25 protein-coding genes are annotated in these 14,465 nt (G+C 35.1%); all 25 read right to left on the bottom strand.

The window, feature by feature from the left end:
- Nucleotides 1-27: 27 nt before the first annotated feature.
- Nucleotides 28-228 carry a hypothetical protein gene (locus ACH6EH_RS07105; protein ID WP_397331737.1) on the bottom strand — a complete coding sequence of 67 codons (201 nt, stop codon included), beginning with the start codon at nucleotides 226-228 and terminating at the stop codon, nucleotides 28-30.
- Nucleotides 225-707 carry a hypothetical protein gene (locus tag ACH6EH_RS07100; RefSeq protein ID WP_397331736.1) on the bottom strand — a complete coding sequence of 161 codons (483 nt, stop codon included), beginning with the start codon at nucleotides 705-707 and terminating at the stop codon, nucleotides 225-227. The genes ACH6EH_RS07105 and ACH6EH_RS07100 overlap by 4 nt, the downstream gene beginning before the upstream one ends.
- A 593-nt stretch (nucleotides 708-1,300) precedes the next feature.
- Nucleotides 1,301-1,579, bottom strand: a complete 279-nt coding sequence (locus ACH6EH_RS07095) for a hypothetical protein (protein ID WP_397331735.1) — start codon at nucleotides 1,577-1,579, stop codon at nucleotides 1,301-1,303.
- A gap of 32 nt (nucleotides 1,580-1,611) precedes the next feature.
- Nucleotides 1,612-1,872 carry a hypothetical protein gene (locus ACH6EH_RS07090; protein WP_397331734.1) on the bottom strand — a complete coding sequence of 87 codons (261 nt, stop codon included), beginning with the start codon at nucleotides 1,870-1,872 and terminating at the stop codon, nucleotides 1,612-1,614.
- A gap of 572 nt (nucleotides 1,873-2,444) precedes the next feature.
- The gene (locus tag ACH6EH_RS07085) at nucleotides 2,445-2,627 is read right to left on the bottom strand and encodes a hypothetical protein (RefSeq protein ID WP_397331733.1); all 183 of its coding nucleotides are present in this window, start codon (nucleotides 2,625-2,627) and stop codon (nucleotides 2,445-2,447) included.
- Between the two features lie 3 nt (nucleotides 2,628-2,630).
- Nucleotides 2,631-3,164, bottom strand: coding sequence for a hypothetical protein (locus ACH6EH_RS07080; protein ID WP_397331732.1), 534 nt, complete (start codon nucleotides 3,162-3,164; stop codon nucleotides 2,631-2,633).
- Nucleotides 3,165-3,168: 4 nt separating this feature from the next.
- Entirely contained in the window at nucleotides 3,169-3,930 is a 762-nt protein-coding gene (locus ACH6EH_RS07075; RefSeq protein WP_397331731.1) for a DUF4326 domain-containing protein, read from the bottom strand.
- A gap of 125 nt (nucleotides 3,931-4,055) precedes the next feature.
- Nucleotides 4,056-4,364: a hypothetical protein gene (locus ACH6EH_RS07070; protein WP_397331730.1), complete on the bottom strand. Its 309-nt coding sequence runs from the start codon at nucleotides 4,362-4,364 to the stop codon at nucleotides 4,056-4,058.
- Between the two features lie 116 nt (nucleotides 4,365-4,480).
- Nucleotides 4,481-4,627, bottom strand: coding sequence for a hypothetical protein (locus ACH6EH_RS07065; protein WP_397331729.1), 147 nt, complete (start codon nucleotides 4,625-4,627; stop codon nucleotides 4,481-4,483).
- Nucleotides 4,628-4,705: 78 nt separating this feature from the next.
- A complete protein-coding gene (locus ACH6EH_RS07060; RefSeq protein ID WP_397331728.1) occupies nucleotides 4,706-4,903 on the bottom strand; it encodes a hypothetical protein in 198 nt (65 codons plus the stop codon).
- A 23-nt stretch (nucleotides 4,904-4,926) separates the two neighbouring features.
- The gene (locus ACH6EH_RS07055) at nucleotides 4,927-5,238 is read right to left on the bottom strand and encodes a hypothetical protein (protein WP_397331727.1); all 312 of its coding nucleotides are present in this window, start codon (nucleotides 5,236-5,238) and stop codon (nucleotides 4,927-4,929) included.
- Between the two features lie 29 nt (nucleotides 5,239-5,267).
- Entirely contained in the window at nucleotides 5,268-5,441 is a 174-nt protein-coding gene (locus ACH6EH_RS07050) for a hypothetical protein (protein ID WP_397331726.1), read from the bottom strand.
- 1 nt (nucleotide 5,442) lies between these two features.
- On the bottom strand, nucleotides 5,443-5,979 hold the full coding sequence (locus ACH6EH_RS07045) for a 5' nucleotidase, NT5C type (protein WP_397331725.1): 537 nt from the start codon (nucleotides 5,977-5,979) through the stop codon (nucleotides 5,443-5,445).
- Nucleotides 5,976-6,500: an AAA family ATPase gene (locus ACH6EH_RS07040; RefSeq protein WP_397331724.1), complete on the bottom strand. Its 525-nt coding sequence runs from the start codon at nucleotides 6,498-6,500 to the stop codon at nucleotides 5,976-5,978. The genes ACH6EH_RS07045 and ACH6EH_RS07040 overlap by 4 nt, the downstream gene beginning before the upstream one ends.
- A 15-nt stretch (nucleotides 6,501-6,515) precedes the next feature.
- Nucleotides 6,516-7,358 carry a hypothetical protein gene (locus tag ACH6EH_RS07035; protein ID WP_397331723.1) on the bottom strand — a complete coding sequence of 281 codons (843 nt, stop codon included), beginning with the start codon at nucleotides 7,356-7,358 and terminating at the stop codon, nucleotides 6,516-6,518.
- The gene (locus tag ACH6EH_RS07030) at nucleotides 7,351-7,869 is read right to left on the bottom strand and encodes a 3D domain-containing protein (RefSeq protein ID WP_397331722.1); all 519 of its coding nucleotides are present in this window, start codon (nucleotides 7,867-7,869) and stop codon (nucleotides 7,351-7,353) included. Before ACH6EH_RS07030 ends, ACH6EH_RS07035 begins: the two co-directional genes overlap by 8 nt.
- Nucleotides 7,870-7,900: 31 nt before the next feature.
- The gene (locus tag ACH6EH_RS07025) at nucleotides 7,901-8,182 is read right to left on the bottom strand and encodes a hypothetical protein (protein ID WP_397331721.1); all 282 of its coding nucleotides are present in this window, start codon (nucleotides 8,180-8,182) and stop codon (nucleotides 7,901-7,903) included.
- Nucleotides 8,183-8,471: 289 nt separating this feature from the next.
- Nucleotides 8,472-9,449 carry an AAA family ATPase gene (locus ACH6EH_RS07020; RefSeq protein WP_397331720.1) on the bottom strand — a complete coding sequence of 326 codons (978 nt, stop codon included), beginning with the start codon at nucleotides 9,447-9,449 and terminating at the stop codon, nucleotides 8,472-8,474.
- A 67-nt stretch (nucleotides 9,450-9,516) separates the two neighbouring features.
- On the bottom strand, nucleotides 9,517-10,518 hold the full coding sequence (locus tag ACH6EH_RS07015; RefSeq protein WP_397331719.1) for a hypothetical protein: 1,002 nt from the start codon (nucleotides 10,516-10,518) through the stop codon (nucleotides 9,517-9,519).
- Nucleotides 10,519-10,909: 391 nt separating this feature from the next.
- Complete coding sequence (locus tag ACH6EH_RS07010; RefSeq protein ID WP_397331717.1) at nucleotides 10,910-11,284, bottom strand: hypothetical protein; 375 nt, start codon at nucleotides 11,282-11,284, stop codon at nucleotides 10,910-10,912.
- 313 nt (nucleotides 11,285-11,597) lie between these two features.
- Nucleotides 11,598-11,963, bottom strand: a complete 366-nt coding sequence (locus ACH6EH_RS07005) for a LytTR family DNA-binding domain-containing protein (RefSeq protein ID WP_397331716.1) — start codon at nucleotides 11,961-11,963, stop codon at nucleotides 11,598-11,600.
- 82 nt (nucleotides 11,964-12,045) lie between these two features.
- Entirely contained in the window at nucleotides 12,046-12,162 is a 117-nt protein-coding gene (locus tag ACH6EH_RS07000; protein ID WP_397331715.1) for a cyclic lactone autoinducer peptide, read from the bottom strand.
- Nucleotides 12,159-12,701, bottom strand: coding sequence for an accessory gene regulator ArgB-like protein (locus ACH6EH_RS06995; RefSeq protein ID WP_397331714.1), 543 nt, complete (start codon nucleotides 12,699-12,701; stop codon nucleotides 12,159-12,161). Before ACH6EH_RS06995 ends, ACH6EH_RS07000 begins: the two co-directional genes overlap by 4 nt.
- Nucleotides 12,694-13,341 (bottom strand): hypothetical protein, encoded by a 648-nt coding sequence (locus ACH6EH_RS06990; RefSeq protein ID WP_397331713.1) that lies wholly within the window; start codon nucleotides 13,339-13,341, stop codon nucleotides 12,694-12,696. Before ACH6EH_RS06990 ends, ACH6EH_RS06995 begins: the two co-directional genes overlap by 8 nt.
- Before the next feature lie 111 nt (nucleotides 13,342-13,452).
- Nucleotides 13,453-14,460, bottom strand: coding sequence for a phage lytic cycle repressor MrpR family protein (locus ACH6EH_RS06985; RefSeq protein ID WP_397331712.1), 1,008 nt, complete (start codon nucleotides 14,458-14,460; stop codon nucleotides 13,453-13,455).
- Nucleotides 14,461-14,465 lie beyond the last annotated feature (5 nt).

Raw genomic sequence — 14,465 nt, 5'->3', positions numbered from 1 at the left:
TCCTTTTCTAATAAAATTTACATTTCATTAACAATTATTCTCTTGAACAAATACAGTCATCGTATCACTGGTCTCTCTTCTCCAACCGTGTACCGTATAATTGTATTCCTTGCCGCTTTTTGTCTTTATAGATACTTCTTCTGGCACACCTCTGTCATATGGAGCATGTATTAGGAGCTCATATACTTCACTCACTGTTGCTTCTTCATTATTATTAACTACTCTCATTTCAAGTCCCACATCATATCAGCGATACCTGGACGATCAATATCCCAACAACCAAAATATTTTTCCACATTACTATCTTTATTTATAACTATGTATAAATCTCCATTTTTGCTTACGTATGAGTCCTGTGCTTCATTGTGGTAATCTGACTCACCAATCCAGTCTACATTAACTTCATCTAGGGATTCATCGCTATAGACAATCCTTGCTGAGCAGATATCGCCCTCAGATAATCGCTTGAATAAATTCTGATGTTCGACTTCGATACCAAAAACTTGATAATCACGATTTGCATTTCTGTTGATTGCAATCGCAAAGAGGCTACAGGTGTCCTGGTAAATGATGCTATTGTAGTGTTTCATAATACTCTTCTTGATGTCGTCTATAGCAAAGTTTCCGATAAACTGACCGTCCACTCTAAGGCACTCACAGTTTTCTAAAATGAACTCGACATATTTAACTTTTTTAATACTGATCATCTCCCCTTGTAATCTCAACTCAAACTTCCATTCTATCTACTCTTCCTCATCCATATAATAAGGGTCTGCATAGCTCCCTGTATTACTACCACTGTCCAGCAACCGTTCTTCATGAACACAGTTTTCGATGAAGTCAAATAGACAATCATCGCAAATATTAATAACGAATTCACTTCCATCCATCCGACTACCATATCCAGCTCTATAATGGTTTGGAGAAAGCGTCCAACACTTATTTCTTAAGTGCCATTCACGGTGTCCTTCATCGAGAGAATACAACGTTGTTTTGTCGCACTTGTCGCAAACGTGTTTATGTAACACTCCGCACTCTTTCTCATGTTTATAACATAAGTATTCGCTGGAAAACTCCTCGCTGCATTTCTCGCAACTATATGAATTTTTTATGATCAAATAATCATCCCCTTATCTCAACTCAGATTACTAACACAAACTCAAAAATCAGTTCACCGTTCTTATCAAACCCTGGACGCAGCTTCTCGTATACTGTCCTACCTGTTTCCTGCTTCAATTTCTCAGCAACAATATTACTCACATCTGCCAACGTATATGTATAGGTTGTGTTTTCTTTCATCTCAATCAACCTTTTTCTTGGAGAAGTTTTGTTTTGCTCGCTCAGATCTTTCTTGTCTTTCCTCTTCGGTCATTTCTCTTGGTTTGCTTTTGGCTCTAAATGACACCTGCCCATAATCACCTTTGAAAAAATGACCTCCGTTTTCATCGACTCTCAAAACATCAAGTCCTGCTTTTTTAATTTTTGTGATTGTCTTAGGAGAGCAAGAATAAACTTCCCATTCATTTGTTTCATCATTGCACACACAGACAGTTTCACGTTCTAATGCAGTATTGCTCATTTAATCTCTCCTCTTTTGTAAGTTTCATTTCATTAATCTATGGACGAATAGGTAAATCTCTTTCCTCCAAAACTTCCAGTTGCATAAACAGGCTCTTCCCATTTAAAGTATTTATCAATCTTATCTTGAGATATAAAATAACAAGACTTTTTAGAAATAGTAATATATCCAAATCCTATTCCATAAATATTTTCTTCTGTGCTATCTTCTAGAGAATATTTGTGTCCTTTAAGGAATTGATGATCGACGCCAAAGTTATCTTCGAGGATAATACTTTGTTTACATTTATACATTTAACCCTCCTTATTCTTGGTAAAATGCTGACTTTATCTTAATTCTTTAACTTCTTCTATTCGTTCTAACAGCTTATTTCCTAATCTACGAGACCTTATTGTTACCTTGTGCTCTGGAAACCTACTATAAAATTCTCTATCTGTTACAACTCCGCATTCAGGTTTATGGTTTTCATAGCAAATGTCATAGAGAAACAACTCTCTTATCAGGTCTTCTTCTGCTTCTTTGCGTGTTCTGTGCCACTCAAAAACTCTGTGTTCATCGACTCCAAATAGATAACAATACATCAGATTCACCTCTTTTATGAAATGTCGATTTTATTTAAATATCGTAAATCGGACACTCAGCAATCTCTACACTGAATAGCTGAGAGATTGACATATTTTTTCTATAATAGTCTTCAAATTGTTGCGCTGCTTCAAACGAACCACACGGGAAAACTTTGATTGTCAAGTGCTCTGAGGTGCTATTTTTTTGTAGTTTCAAAGTATTGGACTACAACCACATAAAGCTTATAATTACTTTGTTTGATTTTTGTCTCATCCTTTCTAAATAAAATATCAACTTTATATCAATCGTAGTATTCTTCTCGATCTGTTACTTTAAGCAAATATTCTTCCAGCTCTTCATATGTGATATTTCTACTATGCTCTCTTGAATACCATTGACCGTTATTGTATGAAACTGACTGCTTTCCATAATCTCTATCTAATATTTGCTTAATCATTTGGACATAAGCCATCAATTCGTTCAAACGCTATTCTCCTTCCAACAAATCAAAATTAAACTCACTCAATATCTTCAGCAATCGTTCAACTTTTGGTGCTCTCCATGCTGTCATTGCATATGTATGTGCCTTACTTGTATAGTGATAATGGTTTAATTTGAGATGCTGCCTTGCTTCTTCTTTGGTTAGGAACATTGTATCTGGCACAATAAAACTTTCTTCTTTAACAAAAACGGAACTAAAATATCCATCTTCATTTAAATTGTCTTCTACGTACTGCCATAGAAATTCAAAGTCACATTCACTTAAGTGCCAGCGAAGTTCATCATCAATTGCATACTCATAATATTCTTCTATGAATTCTTTCAGATCATTAAACCCTCTGAATACAGTGTGATCTCCATCATTATGATAATATTCGTATTCGCCACTATCATAATCTTCATGTCCTGGGACGGTTCTGTAGTCCATGATGACCCAAAATCTCGGAGCTGCTTGGCAATCATTATCTTGACTATTTAATTCTTTCTGCAATTCTTTTAGGAACTGGATATCATCGTTCAAATGGTTATTCTCCCTCATTCAAATTATCTGCTAGTTCTGCTAATACATCGCCATGACAACTCTGCGGCTTACAGTAGCAACATAACGTTCTTCCTCTCAACTCATATAAGTCTTCTAATAATTGTGGCTGAGTCATGATCCACTCCCGATATCTCTCGATTGCTTCATCTCTAGTAGATACTTTATATTGTGCTTTGGTGTTATCCATGTGACTGAAGGGATTCCCCCACTTTGATCCGCGTCCAATGTATACGTCATAGGGAACATTATGATACTTATTAACAACTTTAGTTTTAGATATAGTATTGTTTATTTGTTTACTTTTATTTTTAAATAAAGCCATCAATTCCTGGTATTCATCTACTAAAGATTGTCTTCCTTGCTTTATGTATTGTCTAATTACATCTGCCTGACAGTTGAGACTCTTTCCTTTGAAGATATCATTAAAGTCGTCAAACTCTTTTGCATATTCCACAAGCTCAGGATGATTGTCTAGATAGTTCACCCACAACATTTTGTACCACTGAGACAAATATTTTAGATCATACTCTTTATCCTTTAACTCAATATGTGTCGGCTGCTTTCCTTTTGCATCCCTCCAGTTTGACGGACTATAATCACCAAACCTCTTACACATCTGATAGTGATTTTCTATTGAGTCTAGTTTTCCCCATGCCTTAACCTTGGCATAAAAGGCTGAGTATCGTTTGTCACCTTTTGAAGAGCATTCAAGTATTTTTATAACTATCTCTCCTTTCTCAGTCAATAGAAACTTCAATTACTCTAGATTGAAAGTCGTGGATTTGACCATCTACCATTGACAAGTTTGTCTCAATAATTTTCGCCAAAGTTCTCTCTCCATTCAAAATCAAATCTTTCTTTTATCACAACTTACTGATTAAAGTACTTAGTAAGAGAATCAATTACGCTTGTGTTCTCACGTACAAGATCGTTAGTTAAATCATGATGCAATTGCTCTGCCAATTGTTGAATATTCAAGTTAAGTGCATTTTTTGATTCATTTTCTTCCTTGATCAAGAAATGTACTGGATTAATAAAATTATTGATCTCTCTATGTATAAGTTTGTTAATCAAAGAGATTGATTCCTGGTCTAGATTTTTATTGCTCAATGCATCCAACCAGAACCCCACATCTGTTTTTGGATCTTTTACTACAGTGATTTCCCCCAAATTACTCACCCTTATTATTTTTATAGTAATCCTTGCCGCTTACCTCACGTTCTGTTGCTTTGCCACATCTCAGACATCTACTCAGTGTTTCTGATTCAAATATCTCTTCGCCACATTTGATACATTTAGATTTGGACATCTAAATTCTCCATCTGATCAATCGCTGCTTTTAACCCTTCTAGTTTTTCAAAGTTTCGTCTAGCTTCTGTGATTTGTTTGTCTCTAACCTGGTCTGCAATTAATAAGCGCAAACCTTCATAAATCTCTTTCAATTTCTCTAAATCTTTAACTACTTCTTTTAGTTTGATTAACTTAATAACTAATCCGTCCTTTCCAGTGAAATCCTAATTTTATTTCAAATCGAAATACTTGATATTACCAAAAGCAGAGTCTGCGGTCTTGAAGATTCCTTGCGTATCTTTTCTTGCAAACTTAACTTCAGCCCAACCATATCCATCTTTATCTAAGTCAACGCAATATAGATGCCATGACTGACCTAGTTTTAATTCTTCTCGTCCTCGCTCCTCAATTCTTTGCCATAGATTCAATTTCTTTGCCTCCAGTTCCATTATTAGATTCTAACTCGCAACCTCTCATCAATCGTTAAATCGAAATATGAATATTTAAGCTTCTTTCTTTTGATTAACTCTTGCACCATACCTCTGTATGTCGGCGCATTGTTCAGGAATTCTTCTCCCCGATATCTTTCTCTTCTCTCGCTTAAATGGATGCAATTAAGGAGATGAGTATCTTCCATATCGACAAATCTTAAAGTTTTTCCATCTAAAGTAGTCCATGTTAATAATGGTTTGTGTGAAGGTCTATCATCAAAAATAATTCGATCTATTTCTTGACTTAGAAAATAATCTGCCATTTCACCCAACTATCTTCAACTCCTAATCAATGATAATTTTATATAGACTCAAGTCGCTCTATAAACTCTTGAACCTTGAGCCCAAACTCTTTCCTTGCATCCTTGCTTATCTCAATCACATGATTAATATCTGATTTATTTTTGATCACGCTGCTAATCATGTCATCGATACTGTTATCGCATATATGCTTAATAAGTTTTTCTCGTTTCATACTATTTCCAATCCAACAAAGTTTCTCTTACTTCTTCCCAATTGTTCACTCGGTAAAAACGGTCTTCGTTCAGATTGTGTGGAGCTGTAAATAGCAGTTTACCTTCTCCTAAGAATGACTCTAGGTTTCCTGGCTTGTCATCGAGCATATATTCAGCTCTCACAATACTCTTATCTCGTGTAAAGACAAATTTCTTCTCATCTAAGAAAGGGAAGTGCTTCTTGAGCCAAGTGTGTTTAGCAAGAATATTTAAGGGGTTATAAACTGCACTGATAACATAGATGTCATATGTATAACTCAATTCTTTTAATACTTCTTGACTCCCCTCCATTACTGCTAAGTTGAGAAATAGGTCTGGATCATCCAGATATTCATAAATCTTCTCTTGACATTTCGGATGAGTTAGATGATGCCAGTTCCATTCAGTTATCTGCTCAGGCATCAGACAGTCATGATAGTCATTGTTATATTTATCAAGCCAGTATTCTAGCGTTTTAGCTAGAACCTGGTCTTGATCTACGGAAATTCTTTTTTTCACGTTGTCTCCAACTCCATTATGTATTCAATCAATTCGAATGCAATGCTTAAGTCATAGTTGGCAACAGCATAATCAAATGTAAGATTAATAAATTTGAATTCATCATTTACAAGTCGCTGATGTGCTTTTTCTTCACTGTCTCCACGCTGCAACATTCGTTTATATCGTTCATCTGAATTAACATTGAGGTACACTGTAACAAACTTAATATCTTGTACTTGTTCCTTGAGATAGTCCACACCATCTGGGTCAACCACATAAACATCTGTGTTATAGATTTGAGCTTTGGTTGAAAAGTAGTGATATCCATCAAACAGCGTATAAGCCACAATCTCGCCGTTGTCTTTAAACTGTTTATATTCTTCTTCGCTGCAGAACAGATGACCCCATTCGTCTTCACTTCTTGGTTTGCGTGTCGTGTAGGATTGGAGCACATCATATCCTCTCAGTCTGAATAGGTTAGCAATTTCTGTTTTACCAGATCCAGATTTACCAACTAACAGCAATACTGTTTTTGTCATTTACCATCACCCATTTTAATTATTTTTACTTTTATGTATTTGATGTAAAATTGCTTTCTCGAATGAAAAATTATATTTATAAATTCTTTTCCATATCGTATCATACTTTAAATTCAAAATTTTACACCATTGTGCCAATGTCTTAGTTTCTCCTTCGTGTGTAAAAAGAATATTTCCTCTTCTGTTGTTTTGTTGAACTTCTCTTGTAGTCCATCTGCAATTGGATGGAGAGTAACCTCGTTCATTGTCAATTCTATCAATAGTTAGGGTTTCGTCATAGCCGTTTTCCATTGACCAGTTATAAAAGGACATAAAGCCATCTGTGTCAGCCCATTCAGAACAAACACTTATACCTCTACCACCGTATCCTTGATAAGACTGACTATTTTCATCGAAGCAACGCATCATCATTCCTCGATATATTTTATAAATTCTCGTATTAGTCTTCTTATGAGTGCTATTAGCTTCTCCTATTAAATCGCGATAATGATTGCCGCAAGACTTAACTTTGTCCTGATTGAGATCTTTTCCTCTAAAGATTTTCTGAGATCCACATTCACACTCACATAAGAATAAGCTATATCCACTCTCACTCACCTTTTCTAATACTGTCAACATATTAATTTTTTTACCTACCAAATCTGGCGTTCTTTCTTTGAGGATGCATCCACATGACTTTACTTTTGATTGATTTAAATCGCCAGATCTTAATTCTTTGTAATTTCCACACTCGCATATACAAAGATATCTCTTGTTTTTACTATTATATTCAAGGATCAATAATCTTCCTACTCTTCTCCCCTCTAGTTTTATTTTACGTAAATCCTTACTATTATTATTGTTGTTTTTATCAATCATATATAATCTTCACATCTAACTTTCTTTTCCCAAAATTCATTGCATTTTGCAAGTCAAACATATACACATCTAATCTTTTGTTGCGGATCGCTCCCCCACGATCAGTGCATACATATGTATTATCAAAATAAGGAATATAAATTTTTGTACCAAACTTCAATTCTTTAGGGCAAGCCAAAGTGTAATTTTCTCTAACTTCCTCGCCGCTCGCTGTAATACCATAAGCAGGATGACCTGGTTTTTTGCTTGTAGATTCGTAGTTTGCCGTATATGCTGTCAATGTATATGTATCCCAGTATCCTTCTTTTTTGCTGTTACTGCCTTCTTCTTTTGCTTGCGGCTTAGCTTGCTTCTTAATTTCCTTTTCAACTCTCTCAGACTCAACCAACTTGGTTACATTTAAATCCTGTCTAATGGTCGTGTTTTTCGCTTCTCGTGCCTGATTAGCATTTTCTATTCCAGTTTTACCGACTGATAATGCTAATAGTAGAGATAAGACAACTTCTAACATTTCACCCTCCTGTTTTATGTATTTGTTGAAATTACTGTTGTTTGCTTCCTGCCATAAACTTAGTAAACAAGTTCTTTTCTTCTTCACTGTATTTATCCCAATGAGTTGCAATTACTCTAAAAACATCATCTATAGATACGTTTGTGTCTAAAGCACTCAACACTTGTTTATAGATCTCTAACTGAATTTCAAGCAACTTAACGATTCTTTCATGAATTTCCATTTGTCCAATTACTGTATTACATTTGTCGTATTCTACTTGTTCGGCGTTAATCAAAAAATGGGTATTTTCAATAACTTTTTTATAATCCATTTTCACCCTCCTGTTTTATGTTTTTTAGTAGCCCCATCAGAATGACAGGGCTTTTTTATGTTTATTTTACCAACTTGTAACTACCAATCCATCATTCTTAATGAATGCCACCACATTGCCCCCACAATCTTCAATCCAACCTTGGTATCCAGTGTTTGATCCTGCAGAATAATTAAAAAATTTCATTTAAGTACCCCTTTTCTACTATATAAAGAGATCAATTGTTATTATTCTATCTACATATGCTATATTTTTCTTTATAAAGACTGTCTTTCATCAAAACTATGTATTACTCAGCAATAGCCTTGAGCATCTTGAGCATATCTTTAAGTTTTGCCGGATCAGTTTCATCTCTAAATTTAGCGCTCTTATATTTGGCTACTAAAGACTCTTGAAACTTGGTTTTTTTCTCTTGTGAAAGTGGCATAAGAACTGACATAATTTCATCAACCAAACCTTGAGCGCTGTCTCCGTCTACAGAATTAAGATTGTATGCCTCTTTATCAAGGATGTTATCGAAGCTCACAATTTCTTCTTTTGTTCTAGTTCTACCAAGCTGCGCTTTCTCGATGGCTTCTTTCCAATGAGTATAGTTAGGCTTTTCAATAATATCTCCAATATTAAATGTCTTTGTTCTATCCTTCTCGACACGTCCATAAGACTTTCCATCTTTCGTAAAGGTGTTAACCACTACATCAAAGTCAAACTTACTACCTTTAGGCAGATTCGGGCGAACTCCAACTTTTACACTTACTTGATTGCCACTTGCGTCAGTTCTGCTTTCTGTCTCGTCAGTTTGTTCTGCTACATAAGACAGATTCTTACCCTGTTTAACGTACATAAGCAGTCGAGCAAAGAACCGATCATAATGAAGACCCATAACACCGTACTCTTTAAATGACAATCCTTCACCTTCAAGAAGACGACCACTTTTTCTTGCTCTTTGTTCAACAACTTTTAGCGCAGCGTGTTTCTGATTTTCATGATAGCGAGTAGCACTATCAATATTAATTGTCTCCACTTTTTCAAAAAGATCTTCTTCGCTTTCTAAGTCATCGAGGTCATCATTCAATTCTTTAAATACAAGTGTGTTTGACTCTACCAAGATGTTGTCATTGTATTCATCGTAGAACTTTGTACCTCCATCACTATCGAACAAAACCTGATTGGGGAAGGAGAGACCCGTTGGGGTCTTTCCTGTTGCACTATCTCCGTACCACAAAAATGTTACGCCTTCACGTTTTTTCTCTCTTTTTTGCAATGCCATTGATAAATCAGTCTCCCTTTATGTATTATTATTTTTATAATTTTTACTATTTTTACTTTCTTGATTTTTAACCCCAGATGTCGTCTGAATCCTTGGAGTTATTATCGTTATCATCTTCGAATGGTGTTCCTGAGAATTCGTCAGGTTTAAAGAAGTCTGATTCTTTATAGAACTTCGGCTTATGTTCTTTGACGTTGGTGATTTGCAATTCAGAAATTCTACTGGAAATTACATTCTGTTGTCCTGCAGGAACCGAGCCGCCCCAATCGAATTCTTGTGCGGGTGCTTCTGTGAGCACTACCCCGTTAACAATCTTGCCTTGAACCTTAAGCAGATCACCGAATTTAGTTTTTTTGTAGATGTTTTGTCCCAATGTCTCATGCTGTGACAAGTCGATTGTAAACACAATGTCATTCCATTCTTTTTTGAACGTAATCAGTCGGCCAGTAACATATAGTTTTTTGGCTTCTTTATCAAGTTCGTGGCTTACAACCACAATCTCTTGCTCAAAGGAAGCAACTTCTTGGAAGTCTTCTTTGTCAAAATCAATCGGTTCTTTGGTAAGCCAAATTTTCTTGACATTGTATTTTACGGTTGTTTTGGTTTCTCCATTAGATTGATAAGAATCAATATCAAACTCGGCGTTAATTACTACTGAAGAATCATTGCCATATTCATTTGCAATCTTCTCAACAGCATCATAAGCAAAGTAATTTTTGATGGTCTGCTTGCCCTGTTCCCCATCTCCTACTCCAATAATGCCGAATCCCATTACACCAGCGCCATCTGGCAACTCTTCCTTGTGGGCATAATCGATTACAAATTGTTCTTTGTTGTTCTTCCCTTTAAACTTTGTGACCTTTACAGGTTTCTCGGGAACCATTCCAAACTGATTCAGCTGATAAATAACGTTAGTTGGAGAAGTTTTTGCATTCAATCCAATGCTGCGATAAGGCTTCTCGGATCCGGTAGTTCCTTGTCGATAAGAATTCTCTTGTGTCTTATCAAATCCTACGATAATGCCTTCAATTTTTACAGAACCTCGTGTTTGTTGTAATTCAGTTGTCATTTATATGTATCTCCCTTATTTTTTAATTTTTGTTTGTGTGAATCCTAATATGTGTCGCTGTTATAAGGGAGGACTTCTCAGCTTATCCTGGATGCTAATCACCACCTTTAAATAATAAACATCTTGATAACTACTTAATACTCGTTATATGTCATCGTGCCGAAGCACGTTGTTTTTAACCTAGATCATTCTCTCGATTCCTTACTCATGCTCTGTTATACAAGCACAGATTCTTGATAAAACTATTATTTGATTACGTTTCATCGCCTCACTTCCAACTTCTACTTCATATTATCACCTCTCCATACTACTGTCAACAGTTTTATTATCTTTGTTTATTAATAATGTTTCAAGCTGAATTTTTGGTTCAGCTTGCCGTACACTCCTGCTGTTATAGGTCACGCACAAATTTCATGAAGCGAATGCCTACAGGCTTATTGCTATGTATCTCATATATGGATACCGGATCGGTTATCATGAGTTTGGAGATTTTAGCATCAGTCAAAGGCTGATAAAATAATTGCTCTAGTGCTTGCTTTTTATTGATGTTAAAATCGGCTACAAATTGATCCTGAGTATACGTGCGACTTTTTAAAGTTTGTAGTCTTGACCTATCCACATACATGTAAATTTCTTTACCATCTAATCCTCGGCAGCAACGCACCAGCATCTCCTGCTCAGTTGCATCTTTAAATGTAAATCGTATTGCATTGACTAATTCGATGGCAGACTTATTAATTTCTAGTGCCGTTAAAATATGATCCATTATATTATCTCTATCCCCTCTCAAGGTGCACTTAATCATTGATGTTAACAATGTCTTAACATCTGGTGTAATCTTCCTATATGTAATTCTAAGTTGTTTACACGTTTGCGACAACTATAAAGACTTTCCGACTATTATTTGTTGACATTTGCTATATATTAGAAATGTATGAAAACAATGTCGGTATGTGTCGAATAACGAACTAGAACATTTGTTCTTATTTATTAAGGTTATTATAAGATCATTTGTATAACTTTACAAGTCATATATTATATTTTATTTTAAATATGTTTATGTATTTAGGAGAAGCGCTTTAATTGAGTAACCTCTCCACATATTCTTTCAGTGCTTTGATCCTGGATGCTGCCACAGGAATAATGTGATTCGGATTGAAATAATAAATTAGTCTTTCTTTAAAATCAATCTTCACTTCGTCCTGCTGTAGGTTAGCAACAACGCCGCGATCTACTCTAAAAAACTCGGATTCTTGTGCTAACAATTCTGCGATTAGATCATTCGATGTACAAAGCACGTATTCACCTTCCGCAGTAACAAATACTGAACGATATTCACCGCTAATTTTCTCTGCTTTGCTGCATATAATTTCTCTTATATCTAAAAATTCTGGTGTGTCATAAATGATTTTCCCCTCTTTCTTTACAACTGGTACTGTTTTCATACTTTGATCCCTCTTTTTCTAAAGTTTATATTCCCCCTGCTTACTTATATTAACGTATAACAGAGGGAACAAGTTACTTAAATTATTTCAGCTCTTGCGGAACCTCTTCACTATGAAACAGCATCCAACTAGCAGCGCTGACAGCTCCAACAGAAATCAGTGTAAAAAAAGCGCCTGTAAAACTCATAAATTTCTTCATCTCTTCTCACCTCCTTTCAAGTTTAATCTAATGAGCATTATAGACTGCAGAAGCATTGCGACATTCAACACAGGATTGTTTATAAGCACTGCGATAACTATCACTATAAGTGATGCCCACTTGAAATAAATATGTTTGTTTTTGCCAACTCGTGTTTGCTTCTCAATATTGGAAGGAGCAAATATTAATGCTAATAGCACTGAAATAAGATTATAGTATATTGTATTGGATAATTGCATTGCTACATAAGGCGCACACAGACACATTGCCGTAGAAATAATAAAACATAATTCTGCAGACTTAAAATGAAACCCGCCCGACACCATTCTTAAACTCACAAACCCAGCGATAAAGATCAGTACCTCAGATCCGATGCCTAGTATATAACCTATAATAACACTGATTAATATGGGTACGATATTTGATAGTATGAACTTAACTGCATATCTAGTTACATCATAAGAGGGCATTTCATCGGCGTATCTTTTTAGCAATTTTTCGCTAATTTTTATTGAATTAAATTCAATGAATTTAATCATTACCTGAAGCCTCTTTTCTTATGCCAATATATATAATCAGGGCTGCAAAAGATGACCAAAAGATAGTTCCAATTATAAAATTGTTCATATTTAAAGCGGTGCTCGCAATAGCAATTCCAAAAGCCGATGTCATTAAAAGCAAAGCGTTTGAGATAGTTAATTTAACTTTTTGTTTTCCATAAGGAATGAATGTATACCAAAGCTTCTTTTTTCTTAGAAAAACACTGAGGCATAATATTAGCAAGTCGGTTGTTAGTTGAAATGAATATCGAAGATGATCGTTATTTTTAATCTCTGCAAGAGTTAAGTTCGCAATGTTTCCCACAGAAGCTACAGTTATGCCCTGCATTACTAGCACCACGATAAATGTTGTTGCAACCACATAGAATGAGTGTAGCATCGGTAATTTGAAAAGTATGATTAAAAATAAAATCATTGCCGACATATTTAGCAGTGGTGAAATTGGAGATAATGCATCAGATGTACTATAAAAAAAGGTTCCTAGTGAGATTGTCGTAACCGCAATACCAACTTCTTTCCAGTAATCTCTAAGGTCGATTCTAAACAATCCAAAGGCAAAGAAGAAAAGAATAAATCCCTCAATCATTGACATTGTTACATAGATTATCGCATCTAACATTCGCCTATCCCCTTATATGTATTGTTATCTAACAAACATAATAAAACTTATATTGATAATATATCACGGTAAAATATTCCTGTCAACAAAAAAAAGAATAAGTTTTTCAACTTATTCTATCTCACCGTAATACTTCAATATAGTATCAACATTCAGAAACTCTTTGCGCAACCTAGTGGTATTGTAGCTGCTTGGCTTATCATTGATTCTGGATATGTTAAAATGCTCACACACCTGATCAATCTCATTTTTGGACAATTTATTATTCACCTTATACAACCTGCTTGCCATATATAGCATCCCTGAGTTACGGATATTCGATCCTGTTAGATAATCCCAGCCAAACCATTGGGCTACTTTCTTTAGTTTTCGTAGAATTAAATAATGGTCAGCTCTTTCATTACCCTTTGTATTCAATTGTGTATTTTTAAATACATACTTACTTTCAACGAGTTTGGCTGTTGGAGCTTTTATGTTCTCACTTGGATTGCCATTGTTTTTATAATATATGTCCTCTTTGTCTGCCTTTATTAATAAAGTGATTAATTCTTGAGATACCTTTATCTGTCTTACTAAAGTCTCATTCTCGCTTATATCATCATGTAAGGTCAAAATGCAATTTTCAATATCTACATCTTTCATAGTTAGATTCAAAATTTCTGAATACTTTTTACCAGATACTCCTTCAAACACACATCTTAAAATACCTGCATCTTGAGCGTTGAAGAGATCTGCTTCTAAAGTCTGAATTTCTGACAGCGTAAATATTGTCTTACGTGACTTATCAATGAATTTAGAATAGAACTCATCTGGAACCACCAATAAAGGGTTAAGATTATTCGTCCTTAGATCCTGCTCTATTGCCCATCGGATATATAGTTGAATTGTACACACATAAGACATAGCTGAACTCAATGAGCCAGGACTCAAGTAATGCATCAATCTTTCTATTTCATAGAGATTAAAATCGTACAGGTCTTTGCCGTTTCTCTTCTCAGATGAACTCGCTTTAACCAGTAACCTATGATACGCATCATAAGTGTTCGAACTAAAATTTTTCAAAAACCTTTCTTTCTGTTCTGGATTATATAATTTTTGATGATAGATACGATTTGACATTCTTC

Origin of the sequence: Paenibacillus sp. JSM ZJ436 (genome assembly GCF_044383795.1) — a bacterium.
Lineage (GTDB): Bacteria > Bacillota > Bacilli > Paenibacillales > Paenibacillaceae > Paenibacillus_AQ > Paenibacillus_AQ algicola.
This window is presented reverse-complemented; position numbering and strand designations above follow the sequence as displayed.